At 33.7% G+C, this 19407-nt stretch carries 17 protein-coding genes and 1 other RNA gene; 8 read left to right on the top strand and 10 right to left on the bottom strand.

The window, feature by feature from the left end:
• Positions 1-2: 2 nt before the first annotated feature.
• Together ACFPH8_RS11555 and ACFPH8_RS11550 are read left to right on the top strand one after the other, a co-directional pair.
• A complete protein-coding gene (locus tag ACFPH8_RS11555; protein ID WP_376861105.1) occupies positions 3-1445 on the top strand; it encodes a hypothetical protein in 1443 nt (480 codons plus the stop codon).
• Positions 1446-1618: 173 nt separating this feature from the next.
• On the top strand, positions 1619-2593 hold the full coding sequence (locus ACFPH8_RS11550; protein WP_376861103.1) for a bile acid:sodium symporter family protein: 975 nt from the start codon (positions 1619-1621) through the stop codon (positions 2591-2593).
• A gap of 98 nt (positions 2594-2691) precedes the next feature.
• Here ACFPH8_RS11550 and fahA read toward each other — a convergent pair whose 3' ends face one another.
• Positions 2692-3984 carry a fumarylacetoacetase gene (gene fahA / locus ACFPH8_RS11545; protein ID WP_248398851.1) on the bottom strand — a complete coding sequence of 431 codons (1293 nt, stop codon included), beginning with the start codon at positions 3982-3984 and terminating at the stop codon, positions 2692-2694.
• A gap of 199 nt (positions 3985-4183) precedes the next feature.
• On the opposite strand from fahA, the gene glyA reads away from it, so the two are divergent.
• Positions 4184-5455, top strand: a complete 1272-nt coding sequence (gene glyA / locus ACFPH8_RS11540; protein ID WP_376861101.1) for a serine hydroxymethyltransferase — start codon at positions 4184-4186, stop codon at positions 5453-5455.
• Positions 5456-6160: 705 nt separating this feature from the next.
• On the opposite strand, the gene ACFPH8_RS11535 is transcribed toward glyA, so the two are convergent.
• The 4 genes from ACFPH8_RS11535 to ACFPH8_RS11520 form a co-directional block, all read right to left on the bottom strand.
• Entirely contained in the window at positions 6161-6469 is a 309-nt protein-coding gene (locus ACFPH8_RS11535; protein WP_376861099.1) for a hypothetical protein, read from the bottom strand.
• Between the two features lie 41 nt (positions 6470-6510).
• Positions 6511-8058, bottom strand: a complete 1548-nt coding sequence (locus ACFPH8_RS11530; RefSeq protein ID WP_376861097.1) for a hypothetical protein — start codon at positions 8056-8058, stop codon at positions 6511-6513.
• 67 nt (positions 8059-8125) lie between these two features.
• The gene (locus ACFPH8_RS11525) at positions 8126-8509 is read right to left on the bottom strand and encodes an acyl-CoA thioesterase (RefSeq protein ID WP_376861095.1); all 384 of its coding nucleotides are present in this window, start codon (positions 8507-8509) and stop codon (positions 8126-8128) included.
• Between the two features lie 72 nt (positions 8510-8581).
• Positions 8582-9616: a glutaminyl-peptide cyclotransferase gene (locus ACFPH8_RS11520; protein ID WP_376861093.1), complete on the bottom strand. Its 1035-nt coding sequence runs from the start codon at positions 9614-9616 to the stop codon at positions 8582-8584.
• 88 nt (positions 9617-9704) lie between these two features.
• On the opposite strand from ACFPH8_RS11520, the gene ffs reads away from it, so the two are divergent.
• From ffs to fsa, 3 genes are all read left to right on the top strand, one after another.
• An RNA gene (ffs, locus tag ACFPH8_RS11515) (signal recognition particle sRNA small type) lies at positions 9705-9803 on the top strand.
• 143 nt (positions 9804-9946) lie between these two features.
• The gene (locus ACFPH8_RS11510; protein ID WP_248398859.1) at positions 9947-10750 is read left to right on the top strand and encodes an SDR family oxidoreductase; all 804 of its coding nucleotides are present in this window, start codon (positions 9947-9949) and stop codon (positions 10748-10750) included.
• 80 nt (positions 10751-10830) lie between these two features.
• Positions 10831-11484, top strand: coding sequence for a fructose-6-phosphate aldolase (gene fsa, locus ACFPH8_RS11505; RefSeq protein WP_066251546.1), 654 nt, complete (start codon positions 10831-10833; stop codon positions 11482-11484).
• Positions 11485-11554: 70 nt separating this feature from the next.
• Here fsa and ACFPH8_RS11500 read toward each other — a convergent pair whose 3' ends face one another.
• On the bottom strand, positions 11555-12991 hold the full coding sequence (locus ACFPH8_RS11500; RefSeq protein ID WP_376861090.1) for a TlpA family protein disulfide reductase: 1437 nt from the start codon (positions 12989-12991) through the stop codon (positions 11555-11557).
• A 154-nt stretch (positions 12992-13145) separates the two neighbouring features.
• Between ACFPH8_RS11500 and ACFPH8_RS11495 the strand changes: the two genes are divergently transcribed.
• Entirely contained in the window at positions 13146-14771 is a 1626-nt protein-coding gene (locus ACFPH8_RS11495) for an ABC-F family ATP-binding cassette domain-containing protein (RefSeq protein WP_248398863.1), read from the top strand.
• 73 nt (positions 14772-14844) lie between these two features.
• Here ACFPH8_RS11495 and ACFPH8_RS11490 read toward each other — a convergent pair whose 3' ends face one another.
• Positions 14845-15081, bottom strand: a complete 237-nt coding sequence (locus ACFPH8_RS11490) for a DUF2007 domain-containing protein (RefSeq protein WP_376861088.1) — start codon at positions 15079-15081, stop codon at positions 14845-14847.
• A gap of 200 nt (positions 15082-15281) precedes the next feature.
• Between ACFPH8_RS11490 and ACFPH8_RS11485 the strand changes: the two genes are divergently transcribed.
• Positions 15282-15473, top strand: coding sequence for a cold-shock protein (locus ACFPH8_RS11485; protein ID WP_092208350.1), 192 nt, complete (start codon positions 15282-15284; stop codon positions 15471-15473).
• 61 nt (positions 15474-15534) lie between these two features.
• On the opposite strand, the gene ACFPH8_RS11480 is transcribed toward ACFPH8_RS11485, so the two are convergent.
• The 3 genes from ACFPH8_RS11480 to ACFPH8_RS11470 form a co-directional block, all read right to left on the bottom strand.
• Positions 15535-16368 (bottom strand): phosphatase PAP2 family protein, encoded by an 834-nt coding sequence (locus ACFPH8_RS11480; RefSeq protein WP_376861085.1) that lies wholly within the window; start codon positions 16366-16368, stop codon positions 15535-15537.
• Between the two features lie 2 nt (positions 16369-16370).
• Positions 16371-18797 carry a phenylalanine--tRNA ligase subunit beta gene (gene pheT, locus ACFPH8_RS11475; protein ID WP_376861083.1) on the bottom strand — a complete coding sequence of 809 codons (2427 nt, stop codon included), beginning with the start codon at positions 18795-18797 and terminating at the stop codon, positions 16371-16373.
• Positions 18798-18888: 91 nt separating this feature from the next.
• Positions 18889-19350, bottom strand: coding sequence for a tRNA (cytidine(34)-2'-O)-methyltransferase (locus ACFPH8_RS11470; protein WP_376861081.1), 462 nt, complete (start codon positions 19348-19350; stop codon positions 18889-18891).
• Between the last annotated feature and the right edge of the window lie 57 nt (positions 19351-19407).

The raw sequence follows: 19407 nt of genomic DNA, 5'->3' as shown, positions 1-19407 counted from the left end.
TTATGAAACATACATTAGTAATTTTACTTTTTGCTGTTATTAGCGGATTACAAGCGCAAAACTTTAGTTATGGCGATAAATTTCCGTTTAATCCAGAATCTGAAAAAGAGGCTCAATTTGTTTTAGCTGATAATTATAACACCTATTTATTCAGCCAGATAAATGAACATGGCATGCAAAGTCAGCATGATATTATTTTACGCAAATTCGATCAGAAAAATGCTTTGGTGGATACGTTCAGTTTTGAATTTCCAGGCATGGGAGCAAGCGCCTTATATAACTTTTTAGGCATGTATGAACGTAATGAAAATCAAGTAGTTGCGTATACACATGGTTATACTGGTAAGACCGACAAAATGGAAGTTCATGAAATTGTTTTCGATAAAACAACGGATGCCTTTACCTCACGTTTAGTTTTTACACATGCTATTGAGTCTAATTCAAAATCTGGCGATTTGTCATTTCGTATTTCCGAAAACGGTCATTTTGCAGCTTTAGTTTACACGCCTTATGCCAAACGTAAAGAGCCGAAAAATACAATCGTCCATGTTTATAATACAACAAACGGTGATGAAGTTTGGAGCAACGAAGTGGTTTTTGATGATACAACTGAAAAGCATGTAGCCGTTACCAATTCGGGTAACGTTCTTTTAGTGCGCATTGAAAAAGGTTTTAAAGCGGAAACGAATCAAGTTATTGAAGTGACTTCTGCAGGCATGAAACAATTAGCATTTCCTGAAAAGACGGCTTTATTTGAACCTAAAGTATTTTCAATAGGCAGTCAGGATTATTTTATAGCTTTTTATGAAGATAAATCTTTTGGTGTAAGTGCAGGAAAATTCAATCGCCTTTTAATGTATAGCATTACAGATCAGAAAGTGTTGAATGATAATAAGGTGGAAGCCTTAACCCAATATAAAAGTTTAACGGGTTTTTCACCAGCAGAAATTACAGATGTCAAAATATCGGAACTCATTTTTAAGGACGAGAGCATATATTTAGTTTTAGAATCTATGTTTAAAGCCGGTACTGTTGAAAAACCTATGTACGCTGGAAGCTCAGCCACCATAGAGCAAGATTTAATTAAATATGGTGTTGGTTACGTATTACAAATGGATATGGCCGGAAAAGTTATGAATGCTACCACACTTAAAACAAGTGTTGGTATGTTACCCGAAATATCTAATTCATTAGGAATTATTAATGTTCAAGGCGATTTTTATATTAATACCGGTTGGTATTATGGATTGTATAAACCAAGTCAGTTGAATGATTTAGATGATGAATATGGGCGGAAGCTTTTTGGATATTCAACGCTTAGTGATTATGGTGTTTTTGTAAATCAATTAATGCATTATTCACCAGATAGTAGAATTTTAAAATTAGCACGTTATCATCGTGATAATACTATGTCATTAATGGATTTGAGCAATTTCCCCAATTAATGTAATTTGAGCATACCTTATAAGAAACACGGTTTATGACAATAAGATAAGCCGTGTTTTTTCGTTTAATATTCGAGGTATAAATAGTAGAATTTAAATGAGCTGTTAAGACGGAACGAGACTTTGTTTTAAAGGAAATATTTAATTTAGCATTTAGAAGTAACGGAACAACCATGAAATTTAAGATTGATAAATTTGTTTTATTTATCATTGGAACTATTATAATTGCTTATTTTTTTCCGCAATGGGGAACTCAAGATAGTAATGTTCCTATAGATACTATTAGTGTAATAGGAATTGCGCTCATATTCTTTTTCTATGGACTTAAATTAAACCCGTCACAGTTAAAGTCGGGACTTCAAAACTGGAAATTACACCTTTTAGTGCAAGGTGCTACATTTATAATGTTTCCACTTTTAGTTTTGTTATTTCGGCCATGGATTCAAAATGAGGAACAGGAAACTATTTGGTTGGCTTTCTTTTTCTTGGCGGCATTGCCATCAACGGTGTCCTCATCGGTGGTTATGGTATCTATGGCGAAAGGAAATGTACCAGCAGCTATTTTTAATGCTAGTATATCTGGAATTATTGGAATTGTCATTACGCCACTTTGGATGGGGTTATTTATTGTAAATACGCAAACAGATTTTGATTTTACCGATATCTATCTCAAACTTATTGTTCAAATTATAATACCCGTAATTTTAGGTCTTGTTTTACAGCGTTTTTTAGGTGAATTAGCACATAAATACAACAGCAAATTAACGGTATTTGATAAGGCTATAATCTTATTGATAATTTATAAGAGCTTCGCAGAATCGTTTAACAACAATATTTTTAGTGTTGTCTCTTTTTTAGATTTAAGTTTCATTTTTATAGGCGTATTAATTCTATTTATTGCGGCTTTTACGCTTACGGGATATATTTCTCGAAAATTAAAACTTAAAAAAGAAGATCAAATTACTGCGCAGTTTTGCGGAACCAAAAAATCATTAGTGCATGGCACTGTTTTTTCTAAAATATTATTTGGGAATATGGCAATATTGGGTATATTATTATTGCCATTAATGTTATTTCATGCCATACAAATTTTAATAATTAGTATAGTAGCTGGTAAGCTTGCAAAAAGCCAGGTTCTTGATGTGTAATTTTAAATCACACAGGATTAGCGCACATAATGGAAAACATAAAAAAAGCCCGCAAAAATCAATGTTTGCGGGCTTTTTCTGTTTTAAAAATGGGTGTTTTACTTATTGCTTTTGGGAGTATAAATAGGTAACAATTCTGTTGAAACTTCACCAAAACCAATTCGTGTACCTTCTTTTTCACAATAACCGCGCATGATTACCGTATCATAATCATTTATAAATTTACGCTCTGTACCATCTTGTAATTTCACCGGTTTTTCACCTCTCCAGCTCAATTCTAACATAGATCCATAAGAATCTGGTGTAGGGCCTGAAATGGTACCACTACCCATCATATCGCCTGAATTTACAGGACAACCATTAACCGTGTGATGCGCTAATTGTTGAGACATATTCCAATACATATATTTGAAGTTGGATTTGCTAACTACCGTTTCTTTAGCAGTTTTCGGCTTAATGGCAACTTCTAATTTAATGTCATAACTCTTTTTACCTTTATATTGTAAATAAGGTAATTGAGGTTTTAAAGGTTTCGGACTTTCTACACGATATGGCTCTAAAGCATCAAGCGTTACAATCCAAGGTGAAATAGACGACGCAAAACTTTTTGCTAAAAATGGTCCTAGTGGTACATATTCCCACTTTTGAATATCACGAGCAGACCAATCATTAAATAAAACCAATCCGAAAATATACTCTTCGGCTTCATTAATAGGAATCGGTTCACCTAAATCGTTAGCATCTGTTGTAATAAATGCCATTTCTAATTCGAAATCTACCAATTTACTTGGACCAAAAATAGGCGTGTCACTACCAGCTGGTAATGTTTGACCTTGAGGTCTGTGTATTGGAATTCCCGAGGGTATAATAGATGAACTTCTACCATGATATCCAACCGGAATATGCAACCAATTAGGCATTAATGCATTTTCAGGATCGCGGAACATGGTGCCCACATTGGTTGCGTGTTCTATACTTGAATAGAAATCGGTATAATCACCAATCTGGACAGGTAATTGCATTTCAATCTCATCCAAACGGAACAAAACCGTTTCTTTATTTTTCTTATTATCTTTTAATTCACTGTTTTCTGCATCAAAAATTTCAGCAATTCGGTTTCTAACCAAACGCCATGTTTTTCTGCCGTCAGCAATAAAATCGTTTAAAGAATCTTGAAGAAAAATGTCATCAGTTAACGGAATACCTTCAAAATATCCTAATTGGTGTAAAGCACCTAAATCTATAGCTGTATCTCCAATTCGTGTGCCAATCGTGATAATATCATCACGGGTAAGAAACACACCAAATGGAATGTTTTGAATTGGGAAATCGGAGTTTTTATCTACGTGTAACCAGGATTTTCTATCTGGATTGTTAGCTGTAAGTGACATAACTAAAGGTGGTTTTGTGTTTGTAAAATTCTAATCAAACCTACATAACTTTTCGTTTTTATACTAATTTATGATGCAAAATATAGCAATACTTTAACCTTTACGAAAAATTATATCTGTCAAGTAAATATATGTTTTTTGATGAATTAAACTAATGTATTTCTTATTTTTGAATTCTATTTAACAATAACCGAAATTTATGCAACGCGACGAACAGATTTTTGAATTAATAGAAGCCGAAAAACAAAGGCAGCTTCATGGTATAGAACTCATTGCATCAGAAAACTTTGTAAGCGACCAAGTTATGGAAGCTGCAGGTTCTGTTTTAACTAATAAATATGCTGAAGGATATCCTGGCAAGCGCTATTATGGTGGTTGCGAAGTGGTAGATGAAGTTGAGCAATTGGCTATAGATCGTGCCAAAACTTTATTTGGTGCGGCATACGTAAATGTACAACCACACTCGGGAAGCCAGGCAAATACAGCCGTTTTCGCAGCCTGCTTAAAACCTGGTGATACTATTTTGGGCTTTGATTTGTCTCATGGAGGTCATTTAACACATGGTTCGCCTGTTAACTTTTCAGGAAAATTATACAATCCTGTTTTTTACGGTGTTAAAAAAGAAACGGGAATTATAGATTACGATCATGTAGCAGAAGTTGCTGAACGTGAAAAACCAAAAATGATTATTTGTGGTGCATCAGCTTATTCTCGTGATATGGATTTTAAACGTTTTCGCGAAATTGCAGATAGTGTTGGTGCTCTATTATTAGGAGATATTTCACATCCTGCAGGATTAATTGCAAAAGGAATTCTTAATGATCCTTTACCGCATTGTCATATTGTTACCACTACCACCCATAAAACCTTACGTGGTCCTCGTGGAGGAATGATTATGATGGGTCAAGATTTCGATAATCCCTTTGGTTTAAAATTGAAAAATGGCAATCTGCGTAAAATGTCTTCGTTATTAGATTCTGGTGTATTTCCAGGAAATCAAGGTGGACCATTAGAACATATTATTGCAGCTAAAGCTATTGCCTTTGGTGAAGCTTTAACGGATGAGTTTATGCACTATATGTTACAAGTGAAGAAAAATGCAGCTGCCATGGCAAAAGCATTTGTGGATCGCGATTATCATATTATTTCTGGTGGAACCGATAATCATATGATGTTAATTGATTTACGTAATAAAAATATTACAGGAAAAGAAGCTGAAAACGCATTGGTAAAAGCTGATATTACCGTAAATAAAAACATGGTGCCATTTGATGATAAAAGTCCATTTGTAACGTCTGGAATCCGAATTGGAACTCCAGCTATTACTACTCGTGGTTTAAAAGAAGCTGATATGGATGCTATTGTTGCCTTGGTTGATGAGGTAATCATGAATTATGAAGACGAAGCAAAACTAGAAGCTATTGGCGACAAAGTAAATGCCATGATGAGCGACTTACCGCTATTTGTTTAAGACAATTAAAAATATAAAAATAAAAAACCTGCTTATTGATTTAAGCAGGTTTTTTTTTGTGATGTATTTTGACCTTAACAGCGTTTTTTGCGTATAATTGTTGCTTGGTTTAGTAACTAATTTAATAACTAAAAACCAAAAAAATCCACGAGGCCTATAATATATGTTTTTGTAAGCAGTTATTTCATTTCTGATTAGGCGTAACGTACAAAGTTTTTTCAAAATATGTCCTGGTCTCCGCATGTGCCTCTTTGCCATTTTCAATAGGGTATTCGTCCGTATATTCCATTAAATAACCTCGAATTATTTTTTGTCCTGAAGTCATAAATTTCCCACTAAAAGCGACAATTTTATCTAAATCAAAATTATTGAAATTTGACTTGTGTATTGTGTCGATTCTAGCATAATAAAATGTATCAAGCTTAACAGAATTTATATTCGAAAAATCTTTGTTTAAGCTGTTCGAATTATCTACAATTATTTTTACTTTGGAATTATAATCACGCAATTTAGGTGAACCACAATTAGCATATGCATAATAGTAGTCAGATACATTAATTGTATCCTTTGTTAGAAAATTAAATGTATTGTAAATAGTGTTTCTAAAGCCTAGTGTATCATTTTTAAACTCTTCTTGAGTAAAAATATTGTTTTCGCTTCTCCATGCTAGCGTGTCGCCTTTGTCTGATAAGAACCAAGCCCTATTTATTTGAGATTACCTTGAATTACAAACCATTCTCTAATTTCTCTTAATTTAGAATTTCGGTCGTATAATTCCCAAATTCCAAATCTTTGATTTTCTTTATATTGTTTACCTCTTTTAAATAAAACTCCATTGTTATATAATATATAAACACTATCAAAATTAGCTTGATGGACTATTTTTTTGAAAATTTGATTTGGATTATTTTTATAAAATTCTATTGTTTCATTCTGTTTTTCGCTGGATGAATTTTCTTTACAAGTAATAATAGTAAAAGATAGAATAAATATTATAAGTAGATTTCTTTTCATTGCTTACAAAAAACATAATGATACGTATATTATTTTCCCATTTAAAACTCCGTATGCTGATAAGCACCAGCATCTGGAGCTACTGTTCTATTTATTGTTAAGATATCTTCTGGTACATTATTAGAAAATGGATTCGCTCCAAAATTTATAGCTCCCGAATCTAAACCAATTATCATCTCATTATTTCTAACGTTTTTAAAATCCGGATCATTATTAAAGCGCATGTTTTCATAATGAGTTACATTATCAAAATCATAATTATCATCTGAAAAATTATTATTCGGATCTTGGAAGCGTACCAGCGAATTAATGAATTTAAAATTGAACATGTTTCCAGGGTCCGCAACTTCATCTAAAATAAATTCTGGATTATCGTTACCGTAAATAATGCAATTGTTGAAGTTAGCTTCTGTTAAATCGAATAATAAAATAACATCTTCGGTTTCACGGAAATTATTAAGGAGTAGGGAAGGGAACTGTCTGAAACTATTGTTCCAGTAATTAGCAATGGTACAATGCGTAAAATTGTAGCTGCCACCTTCGGTTCCTGCAAATGAGGATTGTCCTGAATTATTAATGACAACGTTTTCTGCTGCAATGGAGGTGTTTCTTCCTAAAACTCCGAAATTACTACTGTTATAAATTTGGGAATTGGTTATGGTTAATTTCGCTGTTGGTTCATTGGGATTACTATCACTTAAAATACCAACACCTGCATTTTTAATAGTTGCATAGTTAATGCTATTGTTTACGCTTCCTTGAAATAACCAAATCGTTCCCCATTGCCCAGGAACATCGCTAAATCCTGGTTCTAATCGGTCACCTTCAAAAATGACTTCGTTTTCCAGTAGGTCTTGGTCCAAACTTAAAGCACCATTCACATTAAGTGAGGCGCCTTCCGAAACCAATAACCCAGAATTTGCATGGAAATGAACACGTGCTCCCGCATTTATGGTTAGTGTTTCCCCATTAGGAACGGCTGCATAGCCATAAATAACGTATGGTTTTTCGTTTGTAAATGTGTATTCATCAGGCATTAAATAACGTCCTTGGATATCTGTTTCTAATATTTCGCCTCCTACATTTAAGGTTAGTGTTTCTATAATCCCAGTACTATTGTCGCGGTTTGGATAAATAAATACGGCATCTTTAACCAAGGTTACTAAATCCACATCTTGCATATTAGCTCCAGAATCGAATACAATTTTATCAGTATATAAAAACTCACCCGAATTTTGTAAGTTGTTAATGTCTATTGTGGTTTCGATAAAAACGAACATGCTATCTTTAGCAAGAATTTCAACATTTTCAAATGAGTTTCCAGACATACCATCTACGTTTAGTCGGTATTCAGAATTGATACCAGCTGCCAGTGTAATACTTGGGATACTAATATCTTCATTACTGCGGTTGTAGACTTTTAAATTGTATGTGCTAGAGCCAATGTTTGTAAAAACGGTGTCTAAATAAACAGTGTCTTTAGAGAATTCTAAATTACCAGTGCTTCGAGAAAATTCCAAATCTTTACGACAAGAGCTCCAAAGCATTATAAAGCCAAGGCAGAAAAGAAAGTAAATAATACGCTTCATAAGATGATATCAATTTGTTCAAAAATATAACTTTTGTATTGATGATTTCGTATGAAAACTATAAAAATTAGAGAAATATGTTTTTTACTTCATCCGTTATCCTTGTAGGCCGCATACGGTTGCTATCCATAAAACACCATGTAGTTTCAGATTTTGCTAATAATATGTCGTTATTTAATATTTCAACAACACGTGTGCATGTCACACCTTCAGAGTTTGGAACGTAAGTTTTAAGTGTGATTTCATCCTGTAAAAACGCTGGTTTTTTATAGGTAATATGGTGCGATAACATTATCCATAAATAATGATCTGTTATGGAATTAGGTGCTTTTGTAAACCAATGACTTTTAGCAACATCTTCAACCCATTGCACATACCGTACGTTATTAACGTGATTTAAATTGTCAATATCGTCTGAAGTGACTGTAATTTTAGTTTCAAATAATTGCATAGTTTTATGTTGTTTTCCGGGCAAAGCTAATGCATCCATGGAGCATAAGGCGTTTAATGGGCGTATTTTAAACTACTTTTCAGTTATTTCAACCTCAAAGAGTTTATCCCAATATTTTCCCGTTACAAAAATGGTTTTGGTGTCTGGATTGTAGGCAATTCCATTTAATACATCTAATTTCGGGTGTTTGGTTACCATATTATGAAGTGGTGTAAAATCAATCACACCTTCAACAGCACCATTTTCAGGATTAATAATTGCCACACCATTTTTATTCCAACGGTTTGCATATATTTTGCCATTAACCCATTCTAATTCGTTTAACTCTACTACTTTTCCTTTGCTATGGTAAGCTTGAATGTAACCTTCCTCGGCTAAAGTTTCTGGATTAAGCGTCCAAATTTTTTCGGTGCCATCACTCTTATATAATTTAGAGCCATCGTTACAAATTCCCCAGCCTTCTAAACTTTCGCCATATTTAAAACTGCCTGTTTTTTCAAAGGTATTCACGTCGTAAACAAAGCCTGTTCCTTTTTTCCACGTAAGTTGATATATTTTATCATTAAGTATGGTAATACCTTCGCCAAAATATTCGTTTGATAAATTGATGTTTTTTAAAACTTCACCAGTTTTATAGTCTACTTTTCGAAGCTTGGAGCCACCATATTGTCCAGTACCTTCATATAATTCGCCATTATGAAATTCCAACCCTTGTGTGTAGGAGGTTTGGTCATGTGGATATTGGTTAATAATTTTATAGGTATAAATTTTTGGTGTTTGGTTGTTTAGAATGGTAATGTTTTTAGAAAGGCTCGTTGATTCTCCATTCAAACTAAAAGATGCAACTAATTCATGAACGCCTAATTTCATATTATTAAGCGCTTGTGAAGATTGGATGTCCTTTCCGTCTAAAGTATAATTTACCGTACCTATTTCATGATTTTTAGGATTAGAAATGGACAGTTTCAGGTCATCACCAAGCGTAAAAGCATCATTTGATACATTGGTTTTGATAGAAATATCCTTTTTTGCTTCATTAATATTGGTGCCGCAAGCTGTTAAGGTGAGGCATAAAATTATGATAGTAAGAGACTTATAAAGCTTCATGAGTTGTTAATTATTTGAAGCAAGATATTTATTAAAATTCAGTTTAAAAAATCATTGTGAAAAATTTAAAAGATTGTATCTTTGCAGCGGGCAAGTCCTACACAACCAGCTCCTGTTGAATCCTCCAGGGCGGGAACGCAGCAAAGGTAGACGGTCGTAGCGGTGTGATGTAGGTAGCTTGCCTTTTTTTTGCCTTTACTTTTCCTTTCACTAATACGAAAGGATTTTTTTATAAATAAGATTTGTAGACTGTTAGTTTGCAAATCTTTTTCTTTTTATAGACTTTTTCAATAATACATTCTTAATTTTACAGGATTAATTTTATTATATATGTCTAAAGTTGTTTTAATAACAGGAGGTTCATCTGGAATTGGGAAGTCGGTAGGAGATTATTTAACGCTCAAAGGGTTTACTGTTTTTGGTACAAGTCGTTCACCAGAAAAGTACACAACTAGTAATTTTCCAATTTTAGGTTTAGATGTAAACAAATCTTATACTATAAGTGATACTGTAAATCGCGTTATTGAAAAAGCAGGTCGACTAGATGTTGTAATTAATAATGCAGGCGTTGGAATTACGGGGCCCATTGAGGAAATTCCCGAAGAAGAAATCCGAAATAATTTTGAGACCAATTTTTTTGGTCCTATTAATGTTATCAAAGCCGTTTTGCCACAAATGCGTAAGCAGCAATCCGGTTTAATTATTAACGTCACATCAATTGCGGGTTATATGGGATTGCCATATCGAGGTGTTTATTCCGCTAGTAAAGGTGCTTTAGAACTGATTACAGAAGCATTCCGAATGGAGATAAAGGCTTTTAATATCCAGATGACCAATGTAGCACCAGGCGATTTTGCAACCAATATTGCATCTGGTCGTTATCATGCACCTGTTTTAGAAGATTCACCGTATAAAGGACCTTATGGCAACACTTTGAGATTAATGGATACGCATGTAGATACAGGAAAAGATCCTTTAGAGATGGCCAAAGCAATTCATAAAATAATAAATACGCCCAAACCCAAAGTTCATTATAAAGTAGGGGAGTTTATGCAAAAATTTTCTATTGTTTTAAAGCGAATTTTGCCAGATAAAGTTTATGAAAAACTCCTAATGAATCATTATAAATTGTAATTTTACAATCCTAAATAAAGGGAACACACACAACTATATATTAATATGTCTGCAAACGCAGAATAGACAAACTTTTACTTATGAAATTTTTTATTGATACAGCTAATTTAGATCAAATTCGTGAAGCACAAGATTTAGGTGTTTTGGATGGTGTAACTACCAATCCGTCATTAATGGCGAAAGAAGGTATTACCGGACACGATAATATTATGAAGCATTATGTGGACATTTGCAAAATTGTAGATGGTGATGTTAGTGCCGAAGTTATTGCAACAGATTATGATGGAATGGTTCGTGAAGGGGAAGCTTTGGCAGAATTACATGAGCAAATTGTGGTAAAATTACCAATGATCAAAGATGGGATAAAAGCCTGTAAGTATTTTTCAGATAAAGGGATTAAAACCAATGTTACTTTAGTGTTTTCAGCAGGCCAGGCATTATTAGCAGCCAAAGCAGGAGCCACGTATGTGTCGCCGTTTATAGGTCGTTTGGATGATATCTCAACAGATGGCTTAAATTTGATTTCTGAAATTCGTCATATTTATGATAACTATGATTTTGATACTGAAATTTTAGCAGCATCAGTTCGTCATACTATGCATATTATTGATTGTGCCAAATTAGGAGCTGATGTTATGACGGGTCCATTAAGCGCTATTGAAGGATTACTTAAACATCCTTTAACCGATATTGGATTAGCAAAATTTTTAGAGGATTTCAAGAAAGGAAATTAATCTCAAAAATTATAAATAAAAAAAGCCTTAACGTTCATGTTAAGGCTTTTTTATGTTGTGCTTTTACCGGTTATTGATTAAGCAACCCAAGTAATTCTTCTTCAAACATAATAGAAAACATATTGGTATGTGCATTAACTACCTTGCCATCCTTATCAATAATCATCACTTTATTTATTGGCGAAATAGCTAATTTGTGTTTGGCTATTTCCGGTTCTTTAAACATAAACTCGTCAAATTTCGAATAATTAAATTGAGAAAGCTGTTTTTTCCAATTCGTTGAATTGGTAGCGGTTGCATTAATTGCTATAAAATCGACTTCTGGATATTTTATCTTTAATTCAGTCGCTTTTTTGTGGCTATCGCTATGAGAACGATATACTGAAGACCAAAAATAGACAACCGTTGGTCTTTTAATTATTTTATCTAAAACTAATTCTTTACCATTATAATTTAGCACGGTAATTTCAGGTAATCGTTGACCAGCTTTCAAACCTTTTAATGAATTCACCATATTGGTTACATAGTGGTCGTTCTTTTTATTTGTGTTTTTGGCGGTAAAGGATTGCAATACTTTATCATAATCGTCCGTGTTTTTACTATTGCTCATAAACTCTACTGCAGTTTGCGCTAATAATGAGTTCTTAATAGAATCATTAACCATTAAACTATCAATTAAATTCAGTTTAATTAAGTTATAGTCTAATGATTTTAAATTAAAAACGCTATCCTCTGACGTTTTAAAATGTTCAGATAAAGCTAAATTTTCAAAATGGTGTTTTAAAAAGGTGTAGTAAGGAAAGTAATCCATCAATTCGCAATAATTGTAATTAATTTCCTTTCTGTAATCATAAAAACCTTCAGGAAGCTCATTAAAATTAGCGCGTTCTGTATTGCCATAATTTACAAATGGATAAACCTCCTTACTCAAATAATAATCGTAATTAATATTACCTTTTATTAAATTGTTAAAAGTGTCAGATGATGGATTCTTGGCGTTAAACTGCTTCAATCGTCTTAATTTGTGGTCTCTTATAGAATCCAAACGACGTTCAAACTCTATAGGAGATAATTGGCTAAAACCTAAAATGGTTTTATCTTCTGCTTCACCATCTAAAAACAAATTAATTAAGTAATTGTTCTTTTTAGCACCATTTCCGGTGTACACTAACGATTCATCAAACTCCAAAGTATTAAGTCTAAACAGAATACTGTCATTAGGTTCCAATAAAACCATTTGATATTCTAATCCTTCAGAAGCCCATAAGCGAAAGGTATAAAGCCCTTTTTCAACATTTTCTATTTTATACAGAAACCGGTTGTTTTCATCCAACCGGATGGTATCCAAAATCCGTTCAGACTTGGATAGGATTACAAAACTGTTTTTAGGGTTTACAACCTCGCCACCAAAATATGCGGCACCTTCATCAGCTGTCGTATCTTTTTCACAAGATATTAAGGCAAAAGTAGATACAACTAAAGCGCAAATAAGTTTAAATTCCCTCATAGTTATGTAATCGAATAGATTGTGGACTTAATTCACAAATGTAAAAGTTGTACCTGTGACAAGCTGTTAACACGTTGTTAAATATTAATATAGTTGGTTTTGTTTCGACTTATGAAGGCTTTTTAGTACTTTTGCAAAAATTAAAAAGTAATACATGTTATCAGTTTCAAATTTATCGGTTCAATTTGGCAAGCGCGTCCTTTTTGACGAAGTGAGTACCACATTTAATAATGGTAATTGCTACGGGATTATAGGTGCCAACGGAGCAGGAAAGTCTACGTTTTTAAAAATTATTTCTGGAAAGCAGGAGCCAACTTCTGGCCATGTGCATTTAGAGCCCGGTAAGCGTATGTCTGTTTTAGAGCAGGATCACAACCTTCATGATGACGATACGGTTTTGGAAACTGTAATTCAAGGGAATAAGCCACTTCATAAATTAAAATCTCAAATAGATGCACTTTATGCGGACTATACAGATGAAAATGCTGAAAAAATTGGCGAACTTCAGGTTTTGTTTGAAGAAATGAACGGTTGGAATGCCGATAGTGATGCAGCGGCTATGTTATCTAATTTAGGGATTTCAGAGGAGCACCATTATACGTTAATGAAGGATTTAGATGGTAAGCAAAAAGTACGTGTGCTATTAGCGCAGGCTTTATTTGGAAATCCAGATGTGCTTATTATGGATGAGCCTACCAACGACTTGGATTACGAAACTATTTCGTGGTTAGAAAACTTTTTGGCCAATTATGAAAACTGTGTGATTGTAGTCTCCCACGATAGGCACTTTTTAGATGCTGTTTGCACGCATATTTCCGATATTGATTTTGGAAAAATAAATCACTTTTCGGGAAATTATACCTTTTGGTATGAGTCATCTCAATTAGCAGCCAGACAACATGCGCAGCAGAATAAAAAAGCCGAAGAGAAAAAGAAAGAATTAGAAGAATTTATCCGTCGTTTTTCTGCCAACGTAGCCAAGAGTAAACAGGCTACAAGTAGAAAGAAAATGATTGATAAACTAGATATATCGGAAATTAGAAGAACCAGTCGTCGTTATCCTGCTATTATTTTTGAACGTGAACGTGAAGCTGGAGATCAAATTCTAAATGTTCAAGGACTTGCAGCATCTATTGATGGGGAAGTACTTTTTAGTAACATCGATTTGAATTTAAATAAAGGTGATAAGGTGGTATTGTATTCTAAAGATTCTAGAGCAACAACGGCTTTCTATCAAATATTAAACGGAAATGAGCAAGCGGATGCTGGAAAATTTGATTGGGGAATTACAACCACCCAATCGTATTTACCTTTAGATAATAGTTCGTTTTTCGAGAATAATTTAACCTTGGTTGATTGGTTACGTCAATGGGCTAAAACGGAAGAAGAACGCGAAGAAGTTCATATTCGTGGTTTCCTTGGAAAAATGATTTTTAGTGGTGAAGAAGCCTTGAAAAAATCTAATGTATTATCAGGAGGTGAAAAAGTACGTTGTATGTTAAGCCGCATGATGATGATGCGTGCCAATGTGCTACAATTGGATGAACCAACAAACCACTTGGATTTAGAAAGTATTACGGCCTTTAACAATTCGCTTAAAAACTTTAAAGGAACGGTATTATTTTCAACCCATGATCATGAATTTGCGCAAACGGTTGCTAACCGCGTTGTGGAATTAACACCTACTGGTGTTATTGATAGATATACAACTTTTGATGAGTATATGCAGGATCCAAAAATTAAGGAAATGCGTCAAAAAATGTATGCTGTTACAGCATAATAATTTGTATTTTAATAAAAAATCTCTAGTGTTTGCTAGAGATTTTTTTGTGAAATTTAAAAATATATGGTTTTTAATGTGTGCCAAGTTCAGAGGTTACACTATCTACAACAGATATTGCTTCAGAGAGCTCTTCCATATTCACATAAATATCTTGCGATCCTGAAATGGAGGCGCCAAAACCAGCCAATCTACCAGATTCGCTTTCATCTTTTACGATTGCTGAAATACCAATTGCGTCTAATTTATCCACAATTAATTGGGCAATAATAAAACTGCCAGTGTATATTTTTTTATAGTCAGAATCCATATTTTAAAGGTCTTAATTAATACTTCTTAATATACGAAATAACGGTATAAATCCCTACTTTTTAAGTGTAATTATGTCTTAAAAAAGTAGCTTTTTTCTTCAAATTTGAATTTGCGGATTTAAAAAAATGTTCTAAAAAGTTCAGAACATCCGTTTATATAATTATATTTGTGTATTATTAAAATTTTTAAACTATTACAATGAGTAAAGGAACAGTAAAATTCTTCAACGATTCTAAAGGATTTGGATTTATCGTAGAAGATGACACAAACAAAGAACATTTTGTTCACATTTCTGGATTAATCGATGAGATTCGTGAAGGTGATGCAGTAGAATTCGATTTAGAAGAAGGAAGAAAAGGACTTAATGCAGTAAACGTTAAAGTAATATAATTTATATTTAACTTATTGACCGAAAAGAAAAGCCTCGAATAATTCGAGGTTTTTTTTATGTTTAAAAAACACCAATAACGCCTATTTGGTTGCTGGAAAGAGTTAAATTCCAACTTATATGCTGTTTTTTATTATAGGCGTCTGTCTTATTTAAAAAATTGTCTATACTATCAACGACTACAACACTTAAAATGGTTCCAACAGCAATGTCTGTTAGCCAATGCGCACCTTCAATTAATCGCGTAATTGGTGTTATGGAGCCTAAAGAGTAAATACCCACTTTAGTCCAAATATTATCAAACTGTTTGGCTACGGAATGCGCAAGAGTAACGGATAAAACGGTATGACCAGAGGGAAACGAATGGAAATTTGCTTCTTTAGAAAAAGGTTTAAAAACGTTATAATCAAACCCTGAACTTGGTCTTGCGCGGCCAAAAACAGTCTTGCTTACACTTTGAATAGTGCCAGCTGTAATAGCTGATGATATGATGAGGACACTGGTTTTTCTTACAGCCTCATTTTTTGTAAACAGACCAAAACCATATAGTCCTGCATTTAAAAGAAAGAACGTTTGAGGTTTACCTAATTTAAAACCAAAATCACGGCCAAATTGCGGGTAATTATCTACTTGGCTCGTTGCAATCCTGTTGATTTCTTCGTCTGCTAATGATAAAGAAAATACACCAACCGTAAGAATTGTCAGTTTCCTGAAGTCGTCATGATCCCAATGTAAGGGTCTGCTAAAAGCATATCCAATACCTTGGGCAGTCTTTTTTGAATCATATTTTAATAACTCCCAAGTAGTTTCGTCTTTCTGCTTTGCTGTACTAAATTCATTTTGAGCAAAAAGTGAAAAGCTAAATAAGCTAATTATTATATACAGTACTGATTTCAATTTTATCGTAATTCTGCACCCAATTGTTTCTCAAAACTCGCTTGTAGTTTGTTCATAATCTTATCAATTTGTTTGTCTGTCAAGGTTTTATTCTCATCTTGAAAGGTAAAACTTACAGCATAACTCTTTTTGCCCGAAGGTAAATTGCTTCCTTGGTATACATCAAAGAGGTTGATGCTTTTTAATAAGTGTTTTTCAGATTGCTTGGCAATGGTGTGGATACTTTCAAAAGTCACTGAATTGTCTATAAGCAAAGCAAAATCCCGACGAATTTCTGGGTATTTTGAAATAGCACTATAAGAAACACGATTATATTTGGCAGTTTCAATCACATCATCCCAATTAAAATCTGCAAATAAAACAGGTTGTGAAATATCAAAATGCTTTAAAATGGATTTTTTAACTAATCCGAATTCTACCAACTTCGTTTTACCAAAAGATAGTATCATACCTTCACTAAAAACGGCCGATTTTACTGGAGACGCTTTTAGTTTTGTTATACCCAATCGTGCAAAAATAGTTTCAATCGTTCCCTTTAAATAAAAGAAATCACTTGGTTTACTTTCTGTATTCCAACGATTTTCATAACGATTTCCTGTAATGAGAATCGATAAATGTTTAAATTCCTCGCGACTGTCTGTATAACTGTGGTACGTTTTTCCAAATTCAAATAATTTTAAATCCTCACGACGACGATTTAAATTATGTCGTAAACTTTCCAGTCCAGAAAATAACATAGATTGCCTTAAAACACTTAAATCTGTGCTTAATGGGTTTAGCATTTCTACATTGTGCTCTGCTCTTAAATCGGCATGTAATGGCACATAGTCCGGAGATGTTAACGAATTGGTTAACGTTTCATAGAAACCCTGGGAAACCAATTGGTTACCAATAATGTTTTGGAGTTTATAATCTTCAAATTTTCCAGTGTTGGAAATAGAAGCATTTAATTTCTCCGTTGTTTTTATATTATTATAGCCGTAAACACGTAGAATTTCTTCTATAATATCAGCTTCACGTTGCACATCATTTCTGTAAGCAGGAACGGTTAAACCTAATCCTGTTTCCGTTACATTGTTGATTCTGATATCCAAAGACATAAGAATACGTTTAATGATGTCTTTTGGAATTTCTTCTCCAATTAGTTTTTTGGCATTATCAAAACTTAGACGTACTTGAAAATCTTCAAACTTATTAGGATAAAAATCAATAATTTCACTTGATACTAAACCACCTGCTAGTTCTGTAATTAAAATGGCCGCACGTTTTAAAGCGTATTCCGTAATATTGGGGTCAATGCCACGTTCAAAACGGAAAGACGCATCGGTATTTAAATTGTGGCGTTTAGCTGTTTTTCGTACACTAACAGGATTAAAATACGCACTTTCTAAAAATATACTCGTTGTGTTTTCAGTTACACCAGAGTCTATTCCGCCAAAAACACCTGCAATACACATGGGTTTTTCTGCGTTACAAATCATTAAATCTTCTTCATGAAGTTCACGTTCAATACCGTCTAATGTGGTAAACTTGGTGCCTTGAGGTAGTGTTTTAACTTCTATTTTATTACCTGTTATTTTGTTGGCATCAAAAGCGTGTAGGGGCTGGCCTAATTCATGAAGCACGTAATTAGTGGCATCAACAATATTGTTTTTAGGTGTTAGACCTATGGCTTTTAAACGGTTTTGTAGCCATGCTGGCGAATCCGTTACCTTTATGTTTGATATGGTTAAACCGCAATAACGCGGTGCTAAATTTTTATTTATAACATCAACATCAATCCGTAACGCCCTGTTTTCCACTTGAAAGGCGCTTACCGAAGGCGTAATAAGTTCTGTGTTAATTTCTTTTTGTGTGAAACCTGCACGTAAATCTCGCGCCACGCCATAATGACTCATGGCGTCTGAACGATTAGGAGTTAAACCAATTTCAAAAACTTGGTCATTTTCAATGTTGAAAATTTCTGCTGCTAGTGAACCGACTTTGATTTTGGAATCCAAAACCATGATGCCGTCATGACCTTTTCCTAAACCTAGTTCATCTTCAGCGCAAATCATTCCGTGACTTTCTTCACCACGAATTTTTCCTTTTTTAATTGTCCAAGCTTCACCTTCTGCCGTATAAAGTGTTGTTCCAATCGTGGCTACAGGTACTTTCTGTCCAGCAGCAACGTTAGGTGCGCCACAAACTATTTGCAATGGTGTATCTGTACCAATGGAAACTGTTGTTACTTTTAGTCGATCCGCATTAGGATGTCGTACACAAGTTAAAACTTCGCCAACAACAATGCCTTCCAGTCCGCCTTTTACAGATTGATAGGTGTTTAAGCCTTCTACTTCAAGACCTAAATCGGTTAAAAGTTCACTAATTTGCTCTGGATTCCAATCCGTTTTTATGAATTGTTTAAGCCAGTTATAAGAAATCTTCATGAATCATGGGTTAATTAAGTTTGCAAAGATAAAATATTGACACTAGCATTCAAACAATGGATGTAAAAATATGAGGTAAGAAAACAAGACTTTAAGATTGTCGGGTAATCTGTCTAATCCCTTCGTAAACCACGATACTTACAGCGTTTGCCAAATTTAAACTTCTAACATGGTTGCTGTATAAAGGGATTTTAAATAATTTGTTTTCTTGTTTTTCTAAAAGTGCTTTGGGTAAACCAACCGATTCTTTACCAAATACCAGAAACATATTGTTTTCAAAAGAAATATCCCAATGGTTGCTTTCGCCATGACTCGATAAAAACACCATGTTAGCGTCTTTGTTTTTACTGAAAAACTCCTCCAAATTTTCGTAATAATGTAAATTTAAATGTTGCCAATAATCTAAACCTGCGCGTTTTAGTCGGGCATCTGTAATTTCAAATCCAAACGGTTTTACTAAATGAAGATTGGATCCCGAAGCCAATGCTAAGCGACCAATATTTCCGGTGTTATTAGGTATTTCGGGTTCTATAAGTACAATGTTTAAGGGCATTTTTTTAATTTTAAATATTAGGTTGTTTTTATAAAAACCGTTTTTTAAGCGTTAGTT

It is taken from the genome of Bizionia hallyeonensis, assembly GCF_042657385.1.
Classification (GTDB): domain Bacteria; phylum Bacteroidota; class Bacteroidia; order Flavobacteriales; family Flavobacteriaceae; genus Algorimicrobium; species Algorimicrobium hallyeonense.
Note: the sequence above shows the minus strand (reverse complement) of the source record. Positions and strands in the feature narration are given on the sequence as shown.